This window comes from Streptomyces sp. NPDC044044, assembly GCF_056434405.1.
Genome location: NZ_JBWKFG010000001.1, coordinates 275652 through 296643 on the forward strand (window position 1 = coordinate 275652; position 20992 = coordinate 296643).

General features: G+C 70.6%; 18 protein-coding genes. 7 read left to right on the top strand and 11 right to left on the bottom strand.

Features of this window, described 5'->3' with window-relative positions; translation table 11 throughout:
• Nucleotides 1–1338, top strand: coding sequence for an FtsX-like permease family protein (locus AC07AG_RS01350; RefSeq protein ID WP_478750651.1), 1338 nt, complete (start codon nucleotides 1–3; stop codon nucleotides 1336–1338).
• Nucleotides 1339–1348: 10 nt separating this feature from the next.
• Here AC07AG_RS01350 and AC07AG_RS01355 read toward each other — a convergent pair whose 3' ends face one another.
• From AC07AG_RS01355 to AC07AG_RS01365, 3 genes are read right to left on the bottom strand one after another with little or no spacing between them, the layout of a single operon-like run.
• Nucleotides 1349–2017 carry a formylglycine-generating enzyme family protein gene (locus AC07AG_RS01355; protein ID WP_478750653.1) on the bottom strand — a complete coding sequence of 223 codons (669 nt, stop codon included), beginning with the start codon at nucleotides 2015–2017 and terminating at the stop codon, nucleotides 1349–1351.
• A complete protein-coding gene (locus AC07AG_RS01360) occupies nucleotides 2014–3234 on the bottom strand; it encodes an RNA polymerase sigma factor (RefSeq protein ID WP_478750655.1) in 1221 nt (406 codons plus the stop codon). Before AC07AG_RS01360 ends, AC07AG_RS01355 begins: the two co-directional genes overlap by 4 nt.
• A gap of 11 nt (nucleotides 3235–3245) precedes the next feature.
• On the bottom strand, nucleotides 3246–3662 hold the full coding sequence (locus AC07AG_RS01365; RefSeq protein ID WP_478750657.1) for a YciI family protein: 417 nt from the start codon (nucleotides 3660–3662) through the stop codon (nucleotides 3246–3248).
• Nucleotides 3663–3862: 200 nt separating this feature from the next.
• Here AC07AG_RS01365 and AC07AG_RS01370 point away from each other — a divergent pair, with 200 nt between their 5' ends.
• Nucleotides 3863–4678: an isocitrate lyase/PEP mutase family protein gene (locus tag AC07AG_RS01370; RefSeq protein ID WP_478750659.1), complete on the top strand. Its 816-nt coding sequence runs from the start codon at nucleotides 3863–3865 to the stop codon at nucleotides 4676–4678.
• A gap of 14 nt (nucleotides 4679–4692) precedes the next feature.
• On the opposite strand, the gene AC07AG_RS01375 is transcribed toward AC07AG_RS01370, so the two are convergent.
• Together AC07AG_RS01375 and lpdA are read right to left on the bottom strand one after the other, a co-directional pair.
• Nucleotides 4693–6852: an MMPL family transporter gene (locus AC07AG_RS01375; protein ID WP_478750661.1), complete on the bottom strand. Its 2160-nt coding sequence runs from the start codon at nucleotides 6850–6852 to the stop codon at nucleotides 4693–4695.
• Between the two features lie 143 nt (nucleotides 6853–6995).
• Nucleotides 6996–8399 carry a dihydrolipoyl dehydrogenase gene (gene lpdA, locus AC07AG_RS01380; RefSeq protein WP_478750663.1) on the bottom strand — a complete coding sequence of 468 codons (1404 nt, stop codon included), beginning with the start codon at nucleotides 8397–8399 and terminating at the stop codon, nucleotides 6996–6998.
• A 203-nt stretch (nucleotides 8400–8602) separates the two neighbouring features.
• On the opposite strand from lpdA, the gene AC07AG_RS01385 reads away from it, so the two are divergent.
• The 4 genes from AC07AG_RS01385 to AC07AG_RS01400 all read left to right on the top strand — a co-directional run bounded on the left by AC07AG_RS01385 (nucleotide 8603) and on the right by AC07AG_RS01400 (nucleotide 13363).
• Nucleotides 8603–10006, top strand: coding sequence for an 8-oxoguanine deaminase (locus AC07AG_RS01385; RefSeq protein WP_478750665.1), 1404 nt, complete (start codon nucleotides 8603–8605; stop codon nucleotides 10004–10006).
• Nucleotides 10007–10138: 132 nt separating this feature from the next.
• Nucleotides 10139–10987: an SAM-dependent methyltransferase gene (locus AC07AG_RS01390; RefSeq protein WP_478750667.1), complete on the top strand. Its 849-nt coding sequence runs from the start codon at nucleotides 10139–10141 to the stop codon at nucleotides 10985–10987.
• A gap of 153 nt (nucleotides 10988–11140) precedes the next feature.
• Nucleotides 11141–12100: a TauD/TfdA dioxygenase family protein gene (locus AC07AG_RS01395; RefSeq protein ID WP_478750669.1), complete on the top strand. Its 960-nt coding sequence runs from the start codon at nucleotides 11141–11143 to the stop codon at nucleotides 12098–12100.
• Between the two features lie 30 nt (nucleotides 12101–12130).
• Nucleotides 12131–13363 carry an epoxide hydrolase family protein gene (locus AC07AG_RS01400; protein ID WP_478750671.1) on the top strand — a complete coding sequence of 411 codons (1233 nt, stop codon included), beginning with the start codon at nucleotides 12131–12133 and terminating at the stop codon, nucleotides 13361–13363.
• Nucleotides 13364–13388: 25 nt separating this feature from the next.
• Here AC07AG_RS01400 and AC07AG_RS01405 read toward each other — a convergent pair whose 3' ends face one another.
• From AC07AG_RS01405 to AC07AG_RS01425, 5 genes are all read right to left on the bottom strand, one after another.
• On the bottom strand, nucleotides 13389–13931 hold the full coding sequence (locus tag AC07AG_RS01405) for a GNAT family N-acetyltransferase (RefSeq protein WP_478750673.1): 543 nt from the start codon (nucleotides 13929–13931) through the stop codon (nucleotides 13389–13391).
• Nucleotides 13932–14017: 86 nt separating this feature from the next.
• Nucleotides 14018–15259, bottom strand: coding sequence for an RNA polymerase sigma factor (locus AC07AG_RS01410; protein WP_478750675.1), 1242 nt, complete (start codon nucleotides 15257–15259; stop codon nucleotides 14018–14020).
• Nucleotides 15259–15609, bottom strand: a complete 351-nt coding sequence (locus tag AC07AG_RS01415; protein WP_478750676.1) for a YciI family protein — start codon at nucleotides 15607–15609, stop codon at nucleotides 15259–15261. Before AC07AG_RS01415 ends, AC07AG_RS01410 begins: the two co-directional genes overlap by 1 nt.
• Nucleotides 15610–15871: 262 nt before the next feature.
• On the bottom strand, nucleotides 15872–16315 hold the full coding sequence (locus AC07AG_RS01420; RefSeq protein ID WP_478750678.1) for a subtilase-type protease inhibitor: 444 nt from the start codon (nucleotides 16313–16315) through the stop codon (nucleotides 15872–15874).
• A gap of 378 nt (nucleotides 16316–16693) precedes the next feature.
• Nucleotides 16694–19132, bottom strand: a complete 2439-nt coding sequence (locus AC07AG_RS01425) for a polysaccharide lyase 8 family protein (protein ID WP_478750680.1) — start codon at nucleotides 19130–19132, stop codon at nucleotides 16694–16696.
• 141 nt (nucleotides 19133–19273) lie between these two features.
• Between AC07AG_RS01425 and AC07AG_RS01430 the strand changes: the two genes are divergently transcribed.
• Nucleotides 19274–19957, top strand: a complete 684-nt coding sequence (locus AC07AG_RS01430; RefSeq protein WP_478750682.1) for an alpha/beta fold hydrolase — start codon at nucleotides 19274–19276, stop codon at nucleotides 19955–19957.
• Between the two features lie 113 nt (nucleotides 19958–20070).
• Here the strand turns inward: AC07AG_RS01430 and AC07AG_RS01435 are convergent, their stop codons facing one another.
• On the bottom strand, nucleotides 20071–20898 hold the full coding sequence (locus AC07AG_RS01435) for a hypothetical protein (protein ID WP_478750684.1): 828 nt from the start codon (nucleotides 20896–20898) through the stop codon (nucleotides 20071–20073).
• Nucleotides 20899–20992: the final 94 nt, after the last annotated feature.

Consider the following 20992-nt stretch of genomic DNA (forward strand, 5'->3'; position numbering starts at 1 on the left):
ATGTTCACACTCGCCCTGCGCTCCGTCCGGCAGCGCCCAGGGCGCTTCGTCGCCACCCTGCTCTCGGCCTTCCTCGGCGCGGCCATCATCATGACGTTCCACTCGATGCACGACACCGCGGGTGCCAAGGGCGTCGACGACGTCAGCGCGGACACCCTCACCACGGCGGCGAGCGTGGTCGGCGGCTACGGAGCACTCCTGGTGTTCTTCGCCATCGCCTCCACCCTGACCGTGAACGTCCGCCAGCGCGGCGAGGAGATCAGCCTGCTGCGCAGCACCGGCGCCACTCCGGCACAGATCAAGCGGATGGTCGTCGGCGAGGCCGCGGTGGTCGCCCTGACCGGGGCGCTGCTCGCCGTCGGCCCCGGGATGCTCGGCGGCCGGGCGCTGCTCGGGCTGTTCAAGGACGGCGGGCAGGTCGCCCACGGCGTGGACTTCTCCTTCGGGCCGATCGCCCTCATGTCGGGGATCGGCATCACCCTGCTCGCATCGGTGGGCGCCGCGTTCCTCGCGGTGCGCCGCGCGACCAGGGCGGCCGCAGGCGCGCCCCGCCGTCGGGGAAAGCTGCGGAACATGGCCGCCTACGCCGCCATGTCGGCCGGTGCTGCGTCCGTGCTCTCCACCTTCGCCTTCGACGCGACGGCCCCCGCGCTGATGGCGACCCCCGCCTACGGCGCCATCCTGCTCTCCGTCGGCTTCGCGCTGCTCTCGCCCAGGCTGCTGCGGGCGCTGCTCGACGTCCTTGCCGGACCGCTGGAGGCGATCGCCGGGCCGAGCGGCTATCTGACCGTGCGCACCATGCGGCGGCGGGCCGACGAGCTCGCCGGCGTGCTGATGCCGCTCGTGCTCTTCACGGGGATGGCGACCGCGACGCTCTACATCCAGGCCGTCGAGAGCGACGCGATCAAGGCGTCGGGTCTCACCAAGTCCGTCGAGGACAAGAACCTGGAGACACTGAACTTCACCGTCGTCGGCATCATCGTGGTCTTCTCCTGCATCATGCTGATCAACAGCCTGTACGCCGCGACCTCCTACCGCAGTCGCGAGTTCGGCCAGCAGCGCCTTGCCGGGGCAACTCCCCGCCAGGTGCTCGCACTGGTCGGCGTCGAGGGCCTGGTCCTCACCGCGACCGGCGTGTTCCTCGGGACGGTGGCCGGGCTCGCCGGCATCCTGCCCTTCAGCTCGGTGCGGGCCGACGCGCTCCTGCCCGACCAGGGAATCGGCATCTGGCTCGGGATCGTCGCCGTCGCCACCGCGGCCACGATGGTCACCAGCATCGGCACGGCGCGCCGGACGCTGCGCACCCCGGCGGTGGAAGCGGTGACCCTGGCCGCGTGACGGCTCCGGTTCAGCCGGCGGGGGAGCGCGCGACGCGGAACCCCACGTCGTCGATCCGGAACGTCGGGTGGCTGCGGCGCCGCACGGAGGCCCGGCAGCTCCAGTGCTCGTCGAACCAGCCACCGCCACGGAGCACCCGATAAGTGCCGTACACCTCGGGGTCGTAGAGGTCCCAGCACCATTCCCACACATTGCCCAGCATGTCGTGCAGGCCCCACGCGTTGGGCTGCTTGCCGCCCACGTCGTGGATCCGTCCGGAGCCGTTGCCGCCGTGCCAGGCGATCTCGTCGAGCGGCCCGTACCGCGCACCGGCCGTACCGGCCCGGCACGCGTGCTCCCACTCGGCCTCGGTCGGCAGCCGGTAACCGTCGGCGGACGCGTCCCACTCGGCACCTTCGCCATCGGCGGGGAGACGGTAGGCGGGTGCCAGCCCCTCGCGCAGGGACAGGGCGTTGCAGAACCGGACCGCGTCCAGCCAGGAAACCCCCTCGACGGGCAGCCGGTCGCCGTGCGCGGTGCTCGGCCGCTCGCCGGTGACCTGCGCGTACAGCTCCTGGGTGACGGGGAACGCCGCGAGTTCGTGGGCCGCGACCTCCACCGGCCAACTGCGTTGTGTCCGCCGGTCCGACAACGTCACCTGACCGGCCGGGACGCTGATCATCTTGTGCTCCGTGCTCATGTCGACGACAGGCGAGCCGCACGCATCTTCAGGTAGCGGGTCTCGGGGATGCTCAGCGTACGCTTGGCCGCCGACTGGTACGCGGCGCGGGCCTCCTCGGTGTCGCCCGCCCGCTCCAGGAGATGGGCGCGCACGGCGTCGAGCCGGTGATGGCCCGTCAACCGGTCCTCCAGGGCCGCGACTTCGGCGAGCCCGGCCCGCGGCCCGTGCACCATCGCGAAGGCAACCGCCCGGCTGAGTTCGGCCATGGGGTCGCGAGTGCGGCGTACGAGGATGTCGTACAGGGCGAGGATCTGCGGCCAGTCGGTGTCGTCGGCGTGCACCGCCTCGTCGTGCAGCGCGGCGATCGCCGCCTGCAACTGGTAGGCGCCCGCGGAGCCTTGGGACAGGGCCTTCTCGACCAGCGCGCAGCCCTCCTCGATCGCGCGCCGGTCCCAGCGTGAGCGGTCCTGTTCGTCGAGCGGGATGAGCTCACCGTGGGGGCCGGTGCGGGCCGAGCTGCGGGCCTCGGTGAGCAGCATGAGCGCGAGGAGGCCGGTCACCGCGCCGTCCTCGGGCAGCAGGGTGCGCACGGACCGGGTGAGCCGGATCGCCTCGCGCGCCAGATCAGCGCGGTGCAGGGAGCTGCCCGACGTCGCCGTGTAGCCCTCGTTGAAGATGAGGTAGAGCACCTGCAGGACGACCGCGAGCCGCTGATCACGGTCCTCGGGGCCCGGCTGCCGGAAGGGCACCCCCTTGACCTTGGCCTTCGCCCTGCTGATCCGCTGCGCCATCGTCGCCTCGGGCACGAGATGGGCGCGGGCGATCTCGGCCGTGGTCAGACCGCCGACCGCGCGCAGCGTCAGCGCGACCTGAGCGGCCGGGCTCAGCCCCGGATGGCAGCACAGGAAGAGCAGGGTCAGCGTGTCGTCGTCGGAGGGCGCGCGGCTCTCGCCGGGCGCGGGCGCCGTGAACGTGTCCCGGGGCGACAGCTGGGCTGCCTCCTCCTCGCGTCTGCGCCGCGCCTCGTCACTGCGCAGCTGATCCGTCAGCCGCCGCGAGGCGACCCTGATCAGCCAGCCGCGCGGGTTCTCGGGAACGCCCTGCTCGGGCCACTGCCGGGCCGCGGCGAGCAGCGCCTCCTGCGCGGCGTCCTCGGCCTCGCCAAAATGTCCGTACCGGCGCACGAGCGCGCCGAGGACCTGCGGCGCGTGCAGGCGCAGCAGGTCCTCGATCAAGGCTTCGCTGTTCAGGACGCGTCGTCGGGGCCGCCCATGATGGGGCGGATCACCACGGGGTAGTTGGGCGCGCCCTCGGGAATCGGGCACTGCTGGATGCGATTGGCGATCTCCGTGACCCGGTCGAGGCTCGCGCAGTCGAGGACCCAGTACCCGGCGAGGACTTCCTTCGTCTCGCCGTAGGGACCGTCCGTGATGACCGGGCGGCCCTCCTTGTCCACGTCGACCAGGCGGGTCTGCGCGGGCTCGGCCAGGCCCTGACCGTCGACGATCTCGCCGGACTCGGCCAGATCGTCGTTGAGTGCGCCCATGAAGGCGAACATCGCCTGCAGGTCCTTCTCGCTCCAGGCCGGGCTGGTCGCGTTCCCCTTGCCGCTCTGCGCCTCGTAGTCCGCCTGCGTTCCCTGAACCATCACCAGATACTTCATGATGTCGCTCCTCCGCTGTGCGGTGGTCACCCCTTGTGGGCAACTCTCACAGGGGACGTCGGAGCGGACGACCCGTTCTCGACATTACGCCGGAACATTTTTCGTGCCCTGTCGGAAGGGTCTGCCCGGCGGCGGGACAGGACCCCGTCCACCAAGACGTTTCGGTGGTCGCCGCATCGACGCGCGGCTACGGTCCGGGCATGACGTACGCACAGCGAGCCGACCAGTTCCGCGCCCTGCACCGCACCGGCGAACCCCTGCTGCTGCCCAACGCCTGGGACCACGCCTCCGCCGCCGCCCTCGCCCACGGCGGCTTCCCGGCGATCGGCACCACCAGCCTCGGCGTCGCGGCAGCCGCCGGAAAGGCGGACGCCATGGGCGGCACTCGGGAGGAGACGCTGCGCCTGGCCCGCGGCCTGGCCCGGCTGCCCGCGCTGATCACCGTGGACATCGAGGGCGGCTTCAGCGAGCGGCCTCAGGAGGTCGCGGCCCTCGCGGCGGAACTTGCCCTGGCGGGTGTCGTGGGCGTGAACATCGAGGACGGGCGCCCGGACGGGACACTGGCCGACACCGCCTCGCAGTGCGAGCTGATCCGTGCCGTCAAGGAGACGGCCCCCGAACTCTTCGTCAACGCGCGCACGGACACCTACTGGCTGCACGCCGGGGGAGAGGGAGAGACCGAGCGCCGGGCCGACGCCTACCGACAGGCGGGCGCCGACGGTCTGTTCGTCCCCGGGCTCCAGGACGAGAAGGTCATCGCGGGTCTTGTCGAGGGGATGGCCGGTGTCCCGCTGAACATCCTCTTCGCGCCCGGCGCCCTCGGCTACCGGCGGCTGGCGGAGCTCGGCGTGCGCCGCGTGAGCAGCGGCTCGCTGCTCTTCCGCGCAGCCCTGCACGGAGCCGTCGAGGCGGCGCGCTCGATCGCCGGGGGCCTCGCCGTGCCGGACGGCATGCCCTCGTACGCGGACGCCCAGGCGCTTTCCGCGGCGTACGGCAAGGGGGACCAGGGGAACTAAGGGGACCAGGGGGACTAGGGGCGCACTCCGTCCGCGTCCGGCCCTTCGTCTTCGCTGTGTGGTGTGCCGCCGCCGTTGCGCTTCTCGTCCCCGTGGCCCGGCCACCACGCCGCGTGCCCGATGAGGGCCGTCAGCGCGGGCGTGAAGATCATCGCCATGACGAAGGCGGCGATGAGGATGCCGAAGGAGAGGGAGAAGCCCATCTGGGAGAGCGTCGAGTTGCCCGCGAGCATCAGGGTCGCGAACGTGCCCGCAAGGATCACGCCCGCCGAGCCGATCGTCGGGCCCGAGTGGCGCACCGCCGTGCCGGCCGCGTCGTGCGGGGTGCGGCCCTCGCGGGCCTCCTCGCGCAGCCGCGACACCATCAGGATGTTGTAGTCCGTGCCGAGGGCGACCACGAACAGATACATGATCACCGGCAGCATGAACATCAACCCCGGCTGGCTGCCGATCTGCTGGAACAGCAGCGAGGTCGCGCCCAGGGTCGCGCCGAAGCCGAGTGCCACGGACAGCATCAGGTACCAGGGCGCCACCAGGCTGCGCAGCAACAGGCCGAGGATGACCATGATGGCCAGCGCCGCCACCGGGAAGACCACCGAGTAGTCGCGGTCCACGGCCTTGTTGATGTCGACGTACACCGCCGTCGTCCCGCCGACGAGTGCCTCGGTGCCGGGCGGTGCGTCCTCGTGGGCGGTCGGGCGCAGGCGGTCCTTGACGGTCTCCAGGGCCTTGTCGGAGGCGGGTGGGTCCGAGAGCACCACGGAGAACGACGCCGTGGAGCGGTCGGTGCTCAGCCGGGGAGCGGAGACCTCGCCCACGCCCTGGATGGCGTCCAGCTGTCCCCGGAAGGCGGCCGTGCGCGCCGCGGGGAGCGGTCCGTCGTCCGTCGACGTGAGGTAGACGAAGGTCGGGTCGGTGGTGCCCGCGGGGAAGCCCTTCTGGAGGTTCTTCAGGGCGACCATCGACTCCTTGTCCTTGGGCAGCGAGGAGCCCGCCAGGTCGAAGTTGGCCTTGTACCCGAGGGCGCCGAGCGTGAGCGCGCCCATGAACAGCGCCGACACCAGCGCCCAGACGGCGGGCTTGCGGGCGATGGCCTTGCCGAGCCGCGCGAATCCGGTGCCCTGCGGCTCCCGCTGCCACGACTTGGAGGGCCAGAACACCTTCGTGCCGAGCAGCGAGACGACGGCGGGGACCAGTGTGAGCCCGGCGAGCAGCGTCACGAAGACCGCGATCGCCAGGGCCGGGCCCATCGACCGCAGCATCCCGAGCGAGGAGAGCGTGAGCGCGGCGAACGCGACGATGACGGCGCCCGCCGCCGAGGTGATGGCCTCGCCGACCCGTTCGACGGCATGCACCATGGCGCCCTTGGGATCCTCGCCCGCCCGCAGCGCCTCTCGGTAGCGGAAGAGCAGGAACAGGATGTAGTCCGTGCCGACACCGAACAGGACGACCGTGAGGAGTTCCTGGATCGAGGAGTCGGCCTTCATGTCGAAGGCCTTGTTCGCGGAGGCGATCAGACCGGTCGCCATCGGTGAGATGAGGCCGATCAGGACCACGGGGAGCAGCGCGATGATCGGGCTCCGGAAGATCACCAGGAGCAGCACGATGATGATCACGATCGTGCCGACCCCGACGAGGATTCCGGCCCGCTCCGAGGCGTCGCTCTCGTCGAGCGCCTGCGCGGCGGAGCCGGTGATCCCGGCCGAGAGGTCCGTGCCCTTCAGCTCGGGCTTGAGGTCGGACCGCAGGTCTTCGACCGCGTCCTGCTGGGCGGTGTCCTCGGGGTTGGTGATCTTGGGCATCGCGACGACCGACGTCTGCACCAGCTTGTTCGGCGAGACCGCGCCGGGCACGACCGCCTGCACCTCGGGGATCTTCCTGGCCTGCAGATCCTTGGAGATGCGGACGACGTCCACGGAGTCGGCCGCCGTCAGCTTCCCGCCGTCCGAGCGCTGGAAGACGATGATCGCGCCGACGTTCTGCTGCTTGGGGAACTCCGCTTCCTGCACGTCCGCCGCGCGGATGGACTCGTAATGGTCGGGAAGGAAGCTCGCCTCGTCGCTGCTGGAGGTGAGTTTCGGCGCCAGGGAGATCACGGCACCGGCCGCCACGACCCACGCCAGGATGATCCACCAGGGGCGACGGACCACGAATCGGCCCAGGCCAGAGAACATGCTGCTGCCTCTCCCTCGCCCCCGAGGCGTAACGATGCGTTCTGACCAAGGATCTTCCGGACCGGGTGGCCCCGCCACTTGAGCCGTTCGGCGCAACGGCGGGGCGCACCCGGAGGGCCCGGGGCCTCGGGGCCCGGGTGCGGTCAGAAGTTGATCATGTGTCCGGCCAGTCCGTGCACCGCTTCCTTGACCGCCTCGCCGAGCGTGGGGTGCGCGTGTACGTTGCGCGCGACCTCGTGCACCGTCAGGTCCCACTGCTGGGCCAGGGTCAGCTCGGGAAGCAGCTCCGTGACGTCCGGGCCGATCAGGTGGGCGCCGATGATCTCGCCGTACCGCGCGTCGCTGATGATCTTCACGAAGCCGACGGTGTCGCCGAGGCCGTGCGCCTTGCCGTTCGCCATGAACGGGAACTTGGCGACCTTGACGTCGAAGCCCTTCTCCTTCGCCTGCGCCTCCGTCCAGCCGAAGCTGGCGATCTGCGGCTGGGAGTAGGTGGCCCGCGGGATCATCGGGTAGTCGAGCTCCATCGTCTCGGCGCCCGCGATCGTCTCGGCGGCCACGACCCCCATGGACTCGGCGGTGTGCGCGAGCATCAGCTTCGCGGTGACGTCACCGATGGCGTAGATGTGCGGCACGTTCGTCCGCCCGTGCCCGTCGATGTCGATGGCGCCGCGCTCGGTCACCGCCACGCCCGTCGCCTCCAGGCCGAAGCCCGTGACGTTCGGCGCGAAGCCGATGGCCTGCAGGACCTTGTCCGCTTCCAGGACCTCCTGCTTGCCGTCCTTGCCCGTCACCGTGACCTTGACCTTGGCGCCGGACTCGTCGATCGACTCGACGCGGGTCGAGGTCTTCACGTCGATGCCGAGCTTGCGGTACTGCTTGGCCAGCTCCGTCGAGACGTCCGCGTCCTCCAGGGGCGCGATGCGGTCGAGGAACTCGACGATCGTGACCTTCACGCCGTAGTTGTGCAGGACGTAGGCGAACTCGATGCCGATGGCGCCGGCGCCCGCGATCACGATCGACTCCGGCACGCTGTCGGCGAGGATCTGCTCCTCGTACGTCACGACGCGCTCGGAGCGCCGCGTGCCGGGCAGCAGCTTCGGCGTCGCGCCCGTGGCGATGATGCAGTTCTCGAACGTGATCGTGTCCGTGGTGCCGTCCGACTTGGCGACCTGGAGCGTGTTCGCGTCGAGGAACGTGCCCCGGCCGTCGAACTCGGTGATCTTGTTCTTCTTCATCAGGAAGTGGACGCCCTTGACGCGGCCGTCCGCGACGGTGCGGCTGCGGTTGAACGCCTCGCCGTAGTCGAAGGACACGTTCCCGTCGACCTTGATGCCGTACGTCTTCTGCTCGTGCGTGAACAGGTGGGCCAGCTCGGCGTTGCGCAGCAGTGCCTTGGTCGGGATACAGCCGACGTTGAGGCAGACACCTCCCCAGTACTTCTCCTCGACGACCGCTACCCGCTTGCCCAGCTGGGCGGCGCGGATGGCGGCCACATAGCCGCCGGGTCCTGCTCCGAGCACGACGACGTCGAAGCGGTCTTCCATGGGGAGGTCCTCTCTGGTGGTACGTATCTTGCGTACGGGTGGTGGTTCCGCTGGTGGGACGCGGCCGCTGGTGCGGACGGCCCGATGCCACGATCATGCGTCATGTGGCCGCCTCGGCGGCGGGCGGGTGCCCCGGTGGCGCGGCGCACGAGAGGGCCACGCAGCAGGTCGGTCAAGTAGCGCTCCTCTGCCGGAGGTTCACCGTGCCCCACGATCCGCTTCCCCATGTCCCGCACAACCCGGACGACGGCTCCGCTCTTCCTGATCTCCTTGTGAAGGACGCCTCACTGCTCGTCGTGGACGGCGAGCGCGAACTGCCCGGCGGCTGGGTCGCGCTCACCGGCGGCCGGGTGAGCGCGGTCGGCGCACCGGGCAGCGAGCCCGCGGCCCGGCGGACCGTGTCCGCGGGCGGACGGCTCGTCACCCCCGGCCTGGTCAACACGCACCATCACATCTACCAGAACCTCACCCGCTCCTACGCGCCCGCCGTCAACGGCTCGCTCTTCGACTGGCTGACCACCCTGTACCCGCTGTGGGCCGCGCTCGACGAAGAGGCCGTCCACGTCTCGGCGTACGTCGGCATGGCCGAACTCCTCATGGGCGGCTGTACGACCTCGATGGACCACCTCTACGTCCATCCCCGCGCACGCCTGGTCGACGCCGAGATCAGGGCCGCCCAGGACATCGGCTTCCGCTTCCACGCCACCCGCGGCTCCATGACGCGCTCCGTGGACGACGGAGGCCTGCCGCCGCGCGGTGTGACCCAGACCGAGGAGGACGTACTCGCCGACAGCGAACGCCTGATCGCTGCCCACCATGATCCGCGTCCCGGCGCGCTCGTACGTGTCGCGCTCGCGCCCTGCTCACCCTTCTCCGTCACCAAGGAGCTGATGACGGCGACCGCCGAACTCGCCGAGCGCCACGACGTACGCCTCCACACCCACCTCGCGGAGGACCCCGACGAGGACACCTACTGCCAGGAGGTCTACGGCTGCCGTCCCGTCGAGTACTTCGAGGACGCCGGCTGGATGAGCGACCGCACCTGGGTCGCCCACTGCATCCACCCCGACGACGCCGAACTGCGGCGCCTCGCGGCCACCGGAGTGGGCGTCGCGCACTGCCCCAGCTCCAACATGCTCATCGGCGGCGGCACCGCCCGCGTACGCGAGATGCGCGAACTCGGCCTGCCCGTCGGCATCGGCTGCGACGGCTCCGCGTCGACCGACCACGCCTCGCTGTGGATGGAGACCCGCGCCGCCCTGCTCCTCGGCCGCTACCGAGGAGGACCCGCCGCGATGACCGCACGCGACGCGCTGGACATGGCGACCCGGGGCTCCGCCCAATGCCTGGGCCGCGCGGACGAGTTGGGGCACCTGCGCCCGGGAGCCTGCGCCGACCTGGTCGTCTGGGATCTCCACGAGGTCGCGCTCGCAGGGGCGTTGAGCGATCCCGTCGAGGCCTGGCTGCGCTGCGGACCCGCGCGGGCGTGGACCACGGTCGTCGCGGGCCGCGTCCTGGTGGACCGGGGCGAGCCCGATCTGCCCGGCCTCGCGGACGCGCTGCGGGACCACGCCCGGATCGCGCGCCGTATGCAAGGGATGGTGTGAAGCCGCCAACCGGCTTTGCGGGCAAGCCTGTTGGTGATCCGGTACCGGGTTCACCCGGCCGAAGGTCACGGGATAGTGTCGCCGCGACGGAGCAGAAACCCATGTCCCTCTGGGAGAGGTGGAGAACGCGCTGTGGCCGCAGACGACCAGTCCGGGATCACATCCATACCCTTCGACGTGCCGACGTCGGCACGCGCCTACGGCTGGATGCTCGGCGGCAAGGACAACTACGCGGTCGACCGCGACTTCCTGCTGCGGACGCTGCCCGACTTCCCCGAGTGCGTCGACATCGCCCGGCAGAACCGCGAGTTCCTCTTCCGCGTCGTGCGCCATCTGACCCAGGCCGGGATCCGCCAGTTCATCGACATGGGCTGCGGCCTGCCCACCGACGACAACGTCCACCAGGTCGCCAAGCGCTTCGCGCCCGACACCCGCGTCGTCTACGTGGACATCGACCCGATCGTCCTCGCACACGGCAGGGCGCTGCTCGCCGACGACGCCACCACCACCGTCATCCACGGTGACATGCGCGACCAGGACGCCGTCATCGGCCACCCGGACGTGCGGCGCCTCATCGACTTCGACGAGCCGGTCGCGGTGCTCTTCCTGTCGGTGGTGCACCACCTCACCGACGCCGACAACCCCCGCCGCGTGCTGCGCACCATCATCGACCGCGCGGCCCCCGGCAGCTACCTGGGCCTCTCGCAGGTCGTCGCCGACGACCCGGAGCGCGGCGCCGCGATGAGCGCGCACATCTCCGGCGGCGGCGTCCCCTGGCGGACCCGCACCCCCGCCGAGCTCGACGCGCTCCTGGGCGGCCTGGAGCCGGTCGAGCCAGGACTGGTGAACCTGGCCGACTGGCGCCCGGACGCCGACCAGCCCCCGCTCGCCCCGGTCCACGAGGATCTGGCCCCCTACCTGGGCGCCACCGAGCAGAGCAAGGGGATCTACGAGTACGGGGGTTTGCTCCGCAAGGCATAGCCATACACAATGGCGTGCATGATCCAGCACCTGACCGCCGCCGTGAGGACCTTCGGGGTCCCGTGGCGGCGCGGGTGCGAGCGATCGGGTCGCTAGCTGCCCGGGGATCCGTCTCCCTGCCGCCACCCGCTCACTCACCACTGAAGGATCACCATGGCTGTGGTTTCCCCTGCCGTCTCCTCCGCTGCTCCCGCCGCCCCGCCCGCGCTCCGTGACGCCCGCGTCCCCGCCGACGGCATGTACGAAGGCCGCCGCACCCTGCGCCGCGTACCCGAAGGCTGGGAAGAGCGCCCCTACGACCTGATCGACGTCGTCCCCCAGGGCCGCCTCATCGGCGCCGAGATCCGCGGCGTCGACCTCGCGGAGCCGCTCACCGCCGCCCTGCGCGAGGAGCTCAACCGCGCTCTCCTGGAGTGGAAGGTGCTCTTCTTCCGGGGCGCGGGGATCACCTCCGAACAGCAGCGCGCCTTCGCCCTCAACTGGGGCGACCTCGAGACCAATCCGCTGCTCGCGCGCGGCTCGGCCGACGACGTCGTCCGGTTCGACAAGGGCGGCAGCGCCACCCCCACGTACGAGAACGTCTGGCACGCCGACGTCACCTTCCGGGAGCGTCCGGCGCTCGGCGCCGTCCTGCAGCTGCGTGAGGTCCCGCCGGTGGGCGGCGACACCATGTGGGCGGACATGGCGGCCGCGTACGACAACCTCCCCGACGAGGTGAAGGAACGTATCGAAGGGGCCCGGGCGGTGCACGACTTCATCCCCGGCTTCGCCCGTTTCTACGGACCCGAGAAGCTGATCCCGCTCCAGGAGCAGTTCCCGCCGGTCACGCACCCCGTGGTGCGCAGGCACCCGGAGACCGGGCGGCGGATGCTCTTCGTGAACACCTCCTTCACCACGCACATCGTGGGCATGGAGCGCGCGGAGAGCGACAGGCTGCTGAGCTATCTGGTGCGGCAGGCGCAGATCCCCGAGTACCAGGTGCGGTTCCACTGGCAGGCCGGTGACGTCGCCTTCTGGGACAACCGCTCCACCCAGCACTACGCGGTCGACGACTACGCCCCGCACCGTCGCGTGGCCGAACGTGTCGCGATCGCGGGCGACCGCCCGTACTGACCCCCGTCCTCGGAAGGAACCCGATTCCTGATGTCAGCCGCAGCGCGCTTCCCGTTGACTCCCGAGCCCATCCACGTCCCCGACGCGGTGCTCGACGACCTCAGGCAGCGGCTGCGGCTGACGCGGTGGCCCGACGACGTGGGCAATGACGACGGGTACTACGGCGTCCGCCGCGGCTACCTCCAGGAACTGGCCGAGTACTGGCTCCATCACTACGACTGGCGCAAGGCCGAAGCGGCCATCAACTCCTATGAGCACTACCGGGTGAGCGTCGACGGCGTGCCCGTGCACTTCATGCGCAGGCCCGGTGTCGGCCCCGCCCCCACCCCGCTCGTCCTCACGCACGGCTGGCCCTGGACCTTCTGGCACTGGTCCAAGGTCGTCGATCCGCTCGCCGACCCCGCCGCGTTCGGCGGCGACCCGGCGGACGCCTTCGACGTCATCGTCCCCTCCCTGCCGGGCTTCGGGTTCTCCACGCCGCTGCCGGACCACCCCGACATGAACTTCTGGAAGGTCGCCGACCTCTGGCACACCTTGATGACCGACACGCTCGGCCACGAGAAGTACGCCGCGGCGGGATGTGACATCGGCGCCCTCGTCACGGGTCAGCTCGGCCACAAGTACGCCGACGAGCTGTACGGCATCCACATCGGCTCCGGCCAGAAGCTCACGATGTTCAACGGCGACCGGGGCTGGGACCTCAGCGGCGGACAGCCGATCCCGGAGGGCCTGCCCGAGCCCGCCCACCGCCAACTGCTCTCCCTGGAACGGCGGTTCGCCGCTCACCTGGCCGTGCACGTCCTCGGTCCCAGCACCCTGTCCTACGGTCTCAGCGACTCACCGGTCGGGCTGCTCGCCTGGATCCTGGAGCGCTGGGACAAGTGGAGCGACAACCGGGGTGATGTGGAGAGCGTCTTCTCCAAGGACGATCTGCTCACGCACGCCATGATCTTCTGGGTGAACAACGCCATCGGAACGTCGGTGCGCTACTACGCGAACGCCAACCGCTACCCCTGGACGCCCTCCCACGACCGCCGGCCTGCCATCGAGGCCCCCACCGGACTCACGTTCGTCGGCCACGAGAACCCGCCCGGAGTCACCACCACCGAGCAGCGGATCCAGAGCTGGCTCGCCGGTGACCGTGCCGACTGGTACCACCACGTGAACCTCGCCGCGCACGAGAGCGGCGGTCACTTCATCCCGTGGGAGATCCCCGACGGCTGGGTGGGCGACCTGCGCCGTACGTTCCGCGGCCGATGCTGAGCGAGGCGACACCGGGCGGCTGCGCTCAACGCTCCAGCATCCGCTGCCACTTGACCTCGCCGTCCTGCCGCTCGTCCGTGCGGGAAAGACCCGCGGCGGCGGCGACGGCGGCCGAAGCCAGGTGGTCCGGGTGGACATGGGCGACGATGCGGCGCACGGCCCGCTGTCCCGCGAGCCAGCCGACGAGGCCGCGGGCAGCCTCCGCCGCGATGCCCCGCCCCTGCCAGGGAGTTCCCACGACCCAGGCGATCTCCGCGACCAGCGCGCCGCTGCCGCCCTCGCTGCCGTCGTCGGAGGGGCCGACCGTGGCCTGCACCGTCCCGGCCAGGCGGTCCTCGTCGCGCAGCCGCAGCACCCAGTTGCACCAGGAGACCGCCGGGTCGGGGGAGCCCGCTGTCATTCGCAGGTAGCGGGCGCGCAAGGCCTGGGGACCGTCCGGAGAACCGCCGATGAAGGTGTGCAGAGCGGGGTCGGCGAGCACATCGGCCATCTCGTCCGCGTGCTCGACCTGGAGCGGTACGAGGACGAGGCGGGCGGTGCGGATCTCCTGGGCGTGGATCGCGGTCAAGGACGAAACCCTCCTCATCTCTCTTGCCAACTCATCCCCTCATCTGCTGAGGCGACGGCACCAGTCTGCCCGCGGCCGGTGCGGCGTCACCGCGCCGGTCCCTCCTGACGGCGGCCGAGCAGGAAGGCCCGCTCGGCGGCGTTCTCGGTGCGGGCCAGTGCGGACTCGTACGCGCGTGCCGCCTCATCGGTGCGGCCGAGGCGTCGCAGCAGGTCAGCGCGGATGGCGTGGAACACGTGGTAGCTGTCGAGAGCGAGCTCGTCGACCAGCGGCAACGCCGCTGCGGGTCCCTCGACCTCGGCCACCGCGACCGCACGGTTGAGGGCCGCGACCGGGCTCGGGGCCACCGCGAGGAGCTGGTCGTACAGCTGGAGGATCTGGCCCCAGTCCGTGGCCGACGCGGTCGGCGCGTCACTGTGCACGGCGTTGATCGCGGCCTGGATCTGGTACGGCCCCGGGCTGGCGCGGCGCAGGCAGCGGCGGACGAGCGCCTGGCCCTCGTCGATCAGCGCGCGGTCCCACCGGTCACGGTCCTGGTCGGCGAGGAGGACGAGCCCACCGTCCGCGGTGGTCCTGGCGGCCCGCCGCGACTCGGAGAGCAGCATGAGCGCGAGCAGGCCCAGGGCCTCCGGCTCGTCGGGCATCAGCTCCGTCAGGAGTCGGCCCAGGCGGATGGCCTCCGCGCAGAGGTCGTCGCGCACGAGCGCGTCACCCGCGCTGGCCGTGTGCCCCTCGTTGAAGACGAGATAGACGACGGCGAGGACCGCGCGAAGCCGTTCCGGCAGATCGGCGTCGCCGGGGATCCGGTACGGGATGTGCGCGTCGCGGATCTTCCCCTTGGCCCGCACGATCCGCTGCGCCATCGTCGGCTCCGGCACCAGGAAGGCGCGGGCGATCTCCGTGGTGGTCAGTCCGCCCAGGAGGCGCAGGGTGAGGGCCACCCGAGCCGCGGGGGCGAGCGCCGGATGGCAGCAGGTGAAGATCAGACGCAGCCGGTCGTCGTGCACGGGTCCCTCCACGGCCGGTGGATCCTCGGCCTGCAGCAGCGCGGCCTGCGCATGCCGGTCCTCGCGGGACGCCTCCCTGCGGAGGCGGTCGATCGCGCGGTTGCGGGCGGTGGTGATGATCCAGCCCGCGGGGCTCGGCGGCAGACCGGTGGAGGGCCACCGCTGCACCGCCGTGGTGAACGCCTCCTGGACCGCCTCCTCGGCGATGTCGATGTCGCCGAGGACGCGGACCAGGACGGACACCGCGCGCCCGTACTCCGCACGGAAGACCCGCTCGATGATCCCCGCCGTGACCGTGACCTCCGGGGGACCCGATGCCACTAGCAGGATCCGTGCTGCAGCGGCCTGACCTCGATGGGCAGGGTGATGGCGCGGGCCAGCTTGCGGCCCCATGCGAGCGCCTCGTCCAGATCGGCCGCCCGGATGACGGTGAAGCCGCCGAGATGTTCCTTGCCCTCGACGTACGGGCCGTCGGTCGTGAGCACCTCGCTGTCCTTGAGGCGCACCACGGTGGCCGTGCTCGGCGGGAAGAGGCCCCCGGCGAACACCCAGGCGCCCGCCTCCCTGAGCTCGGCGTTCACCGCTTCGACGTCGCGCATGACGGGTTCGAGGAACTCCGGATCCGGCACGCCGCCGTCGGGCTGGTAGATGCTGAGCAAGTACTGGTTCATGGTCGTCGCTCCTTGGCGGATCGTGCCTGGGCCGGCCCGGTGCCGTCCTCTCACTGTCCGTTCACTGTCTATACGAACGGCGACCGGCCGGATCGACACCTGGAACGACATCCGGGTCGAGAGATCGGGATTGATCGACGGGGGGGGAGGCGAGCTCGTCTCCTGTCATGTGCGGCTCACGGCATGAACAGCGCCTTGGACGTCGCTCAGGGCGTCGTCCAAGGCGCAGTCGTGGAGCTCAGAGCCGCACGGAGGGCGGAGCTCAGAACGCGAGGGCAGCGCCCTCCGCGAGGCTCGCCCGCATCTCGCAGTCGTTGCCGAACGTCTGCGACCACGCGACTCGTCTGCCCTGCCACACGCCGTCGACGGAGACCACGACGGGCTTCCACTCCTTCGTGCAGGCCATGCCGGGCGACCTGCTGACCAGCTGGGCGAACTGACCGTCGACCGAACGGAGTTCGGCGCAGGCGGCGGACGGCGAGGGGTGGGTTCCCGAGGCCTTGGGCAGACAGGTCAGGGTCACGGCGCGTTGCATGATCGCGGTGTCCGCCTCTTCGCCCTGGCCGACGGCGAGGACCAGCGACGAGGGCGCGTAGAGGCCGGCGGCGGCAGCCTTGGGCTGGGCCTGCGCCGTGCCAGAGGTTCCGGACATCACGCAGGCGGCCACGACAGCGGTGGCGCCCACCGTCTTGAGGAAGAAACGCACGTCAACTCTCCTTTGATGCGGGTGTGTTGCTGGTTGCAGACGGGAGTCTTGCCGGTGCGGAGAGTGAGTTCCAAACGCATGGTCGATTTCCGGATGCAAGTGTCCGCTGAGCGGTCGCCGAATGACCGTTCGGGCAGCTCAGGACGGGCGCGGGGGGCACGGAAAGTCGCGCGAAGAGTGTCCAACATGTGGACCGGAAGCGATGGTGCAAGGCGGAACAACTGTCTGACCTGCGGGAACAGTTGATTTTATTTTCTACCGGAATCGACGGTCGACCGGAAAGCATCGGTGCTAGGGGGCAGGTCGGGCTGCCGCAACGCAAAGCGGGCCGCCGCAGCGCAAGGCGGCGCGCCGCGGCAGCCGCGCCTGAGTCGCGCCTCAGCCGAGCGTGACGCTGATCCGCTGGCCGGCGCCCTTCGTGCCGCTGAGATCCCCGAACGTCAGCTTCAGGGAGGAGCCGGTGACCGCCGACGTGACCGTGGCGGGCTTGGCCGTCACCGCGGACACGGCGCGGTTCCAGGTGAGGGTCAGGGAGGTCTGCGCGCGCATCGGGTCGCTGACGCAGATGACCGCGGTGCCGTCGCTCTTCTCGCTGATCTGCACGGAACAGGGCGCGCTCGCGGTCAGCTTGCCCACCGCGCCGCCGAGCCAGAAGTTGACCCCGGTGAAGCCGAGCGAGGGGACCGAAACGCCTTGCCGGCTGTCGGAGTTGGCGAGGATCTGCAGCCATCCGGTGTCCGCCGACCGGGCCGCTGTCTGCGCCGCGCTCGCGCCCGGCATCAGGGCATAGGCGTACGTCCCATTCGTCGGTGCGGTGCCGTGGTCGACGTACATCGTGAGGTACTTGCGGGCGATCGCCGTCGTCGCGCCGCCCTTGTTGATGTCGCTCCACTTGCCGGTGCGCTCCTCGCGCAGCGCCTTGACCGTCGCCCCGCCGGGGAAGACATAGCCGCCGTGGCCCCCGATGTGCGCCCACTTGGCGCCGGTGAGGGTCGCGGACCAGGGGGTGCCGGTCGGCTTGGCCGCGCCGTCCACCTGGAACGAAGTGGTGCCCGTCGGGCCGAGATTGCGGTTCTCGACGGTCGTCTCGACCGCCGCGCCGTCCGTGCAGACGATGCCCGCGCCCAGACAGACGATCGCGTCGTCCAGGCAGAACCACGACTTCTTCGCGCGCAGGGTGCTCTGCAGGCCCTTCAAGTACTGCCCGATGGAGGCGCGTTGGCCGTCACTCGCCCCGCCCACCCACTTCACGTCAGGCATCGACGCACCCCAGTCGCCACCCGCCGCGTCCGCGAGCGCTTTGCGCGAGGCCGTGATGCCGGGCAGCCGGTACGGGTCGACCGTGGGCCAGAAGGCGTCGCTGTACTGCCCGTTGGCGTAGGTGTCGCCCCACCAGTAGAGCATTCCGGAGCCGGTGTGCCAGCCGCGCAGATTCTCGCCGTTGCCCGTCTCGTAGTACGTGATGCGGGGATCGGCCATGCTGATCGAAGCGGCCCAGCCGGGGCGCCGGTGCGTCGCGCGCGCCATGTTCGGAAAGAGCCGGTGGCCGGTCGGCTCGGCGATCGCGGTCACTGATGTGTCGTTCTCGACCCCGTGCAGACGGGCCAGGCTTGTCAGGCCGAGCGAGGTGTCGCCCAGCGGCGGGCTGTAGTAGTCGCGCCGCATCCAGCCCTTGACCAGGCCGCGCCAGCGCGCGTTCTCGGCCGCGCTCGCGCCCTGACCGAGGAGTACGACGGCGGACATGATGGGGTGGCCGCGGCGGTGGTCGTCGGCCTGGATCTTCTTGGCGTCGGACGTGGCCAGGCCACGGCTGATGGCACGGCCCGCCACGCCGTCCATGACCAGGCCGTTGTAGATGAAGGGAGCCCACGCCTTCTCCACGGCGTCGAAGACGATCTGCTTCTTGGCGTCCGTGACCTCCCAACTGGAGCCGCGCAGCAGGGAGAAGAGCATGCCGAGGCCGCCGAGCATCACCGATCCGTACGACCCCGTGTAGGGCACGGTGGTGTGCTGGATGAACGAGCCGTCGGTGTAGAGGCCGTCGCCGGTCGTCACGTACGGGAAGACGGGGGACAGTGCGTCCCTGGCCAGCGCGATCTTCGCGGAGCTCGCTCCGACGACCCCGCGCAGCGCGAGCACGCGGCACAGGTCGACGCGGTTCGCGCCGGTGCTCGTCCCGGTGTAGCTGCCCACCGCCGAGTCGGGCACGAAGTGGTCAACGGCCTTGCAGTAGTTGGCCACCTGGGTGGCCGACAGCTGGTCGTACATCAGCACGCAGATGTCGAGGAGGTTCTGCGGGGCGCCTATCTGCCAGCTGTACCAGTTGCCGAAGCGCGCCTGGTTCTCGTTGTAGACCTGCGTGTAGAGGTGGTCGAGGCCGGTGAGGATGTCGGCCTTGAGGTCCGCGTCGCCGGTCAGGCCCGTGCCTTCCTGCCGGTAGGCCTGCGCCATGGTGCTGAGTCTGCTGTAACCGGTTACGACGTTCGCCGAGTATCCGTACGACTCCTGGTCGGTGTCCGGATCGGGGTCGGCGTACGAGGCGTCCGGCCACAGGGAACCCGTGGCGGGGGTCATGGTGTCGCGCAACTCCCGTGCTGTGGTGCCGAGTTCGGCCAGGCGGCTCTTGAAGGGCTCGGCCGCGGGGGAGAAGCCCTCGCCGAGTATCAAGGTGCGCCACTTGGTGCGCAGTGCTTCGTACGCGTCCGCGGCCACCGCTGCCTCCGCCTGGTCCGAGGGCAGCAGCCCCGAGGTCGTCAGGGCGAGCGCGGAGCCGCCGGTGGTGAGCAGGAAGGCGCGGCGGGACCAGGGAGAGTGCATGGGGTCTCCGATGGTGAGGGAGGGGAGGGGAGGGGAGAGGGGGGTGAAGGTGTGCGCGGGGGGCGAGCGGAGTAAGCGCTTTCTAGCATGGGTCCAGGCCACTGCTCAATGGGTCGCGCAACGCGCTGTAGCGTCAGGGGTATGAACGATCACGCAGTGGTGGATGTGGGCGACGTACGCCTGGCCTATCGGACCTGGGGCGACTCGTACGGAGCGCCCGTCGTGCTGCTGCACGGGCTCGGCGGTTCCTCGGCGACCTGGGAGAAGGTCGGGCAGGTGCTCGGCCAGGAGTGGCGCGTGTACGCGCTCGATCTGCGCGGGCACGGGGAGAGCGACTGGCCGTACGAGTACTCGGTCGAGCTGATGCGGGACGACGTGCTCGGCTTCCTCGACGAGCTCGGCCTCGACCGCGTAGGCGTCGTGGGCCACTCCATGGGCGGGGTCGTGGCGTACCTGCTCGCCCAGGAGCACCCGGACCGCGTCGAGCGCCTCGTCCTGGAGGAGACCCCGCCGCCCTACCCGCGCGACATGGTCGAGGCTCCGCGCCCCGAAGGGGCCCTCGACTTCGACTGGCCCGTGTCCCCCGCGGTCCGCGCCCAGATCTTCGACCCCGACCCGGAGTGGGGCGAGCGGCTCGGCGAGATCGTCGCGCCGACGCTGATCGTGGCGGGCGGACCGGACAGCAGCATGCCGCAGGGGCGCATCCCCGACATGGCGTCGGAGATCCCCGACTGCCGGCTGATCACCATCCCGGTCGGGCACTCGGTGCACGAGGCGAGCCCGCAGCAGTTCGCGGAGCAGGTCAGCGAGTTCTTCACCAGCTGAGCCGAGCCGAGTCGAACTGAGCAGGGCCGAACTGAGCCGAGCTGGGCCCAGCCGAGCTGGGCCAAGGGTGCGGGGCGTGGTCCGACCACGTCCCGCACCACCTCCGCCGGGGGTTACGCCGGGCGGGGCCGTGACTGGTAGAGGCGGGTGTAGTAGCGGCCCTCCGCCTCCAGGCCCGTGGGGTCGTCACCGGCCTTGAGCACCTGGTCCACCGCGCTGCTCTGCTCGTTGGGATCGCTGAACAGCCGCTGCGGATAGCTCCGTCCGGGATCGGTCTCGGTGGCGAGGCCATGGGAGTCCAGGACGGTCAGGATCTCCTGGAAGGGCACCGTGCGCAGGACGAACGCGCTCACCCACACCGGTACGCGCGTCGCGTCGAGGAGCGCGCCGAAAGTGTGGTGGGTGATGTAGCCGATGCCTCCGGTGACCGTGATCAGGCCGACGCTCCCCACCGCGCGGCGCAGCTCGTCGCTGGGCGGGTGACGCTCGAGGTTCTCCGCATAGGCCTCGTCGAGCAGGCCCACCTCCAGGGCGTAGCGGGTCGCGTTCTCGGCCGTATCGAGCCCGATGACCGGTACCGCTTCCGCACGCCGCCGCGAGGCGTAGAACTCCTTGTCGGACTCGATGAGCTCACCCCGGGTGAGCGCCGCGGTCTCGGCGCTGGTGTAGTGCGCGTACAGATCCTCCAGCGTGAGGTCGTGGTTGAGCAGCGCCGCGTTGATCCCGTACGAGCAGCAGAGGTCGAGGACCGTGACCGGGAGGTGGGTGCCGCGCACCGCGGACCGCTGGGCGAGCGTGTGCCGGAAGACGTCCTGAGCCTGGTGCGGTATCTCGTACTGCAAAGGGGCCAGCGTACGGAAGTAGGCGCGGGGGTCAGGCTGGTTGTAGATGTCGTCGAACCGGGTCTTGCCTGCCGCGGTGGTGGTTCGGGCACCGGTCATGAGGCATGCCTCCTCGTGCTGAGTGGCGGGTCTACGGCCGCGATACGTCTACCTGACCCATGGCTCAACCCGATAGACCTCCCGGCGGTAACCG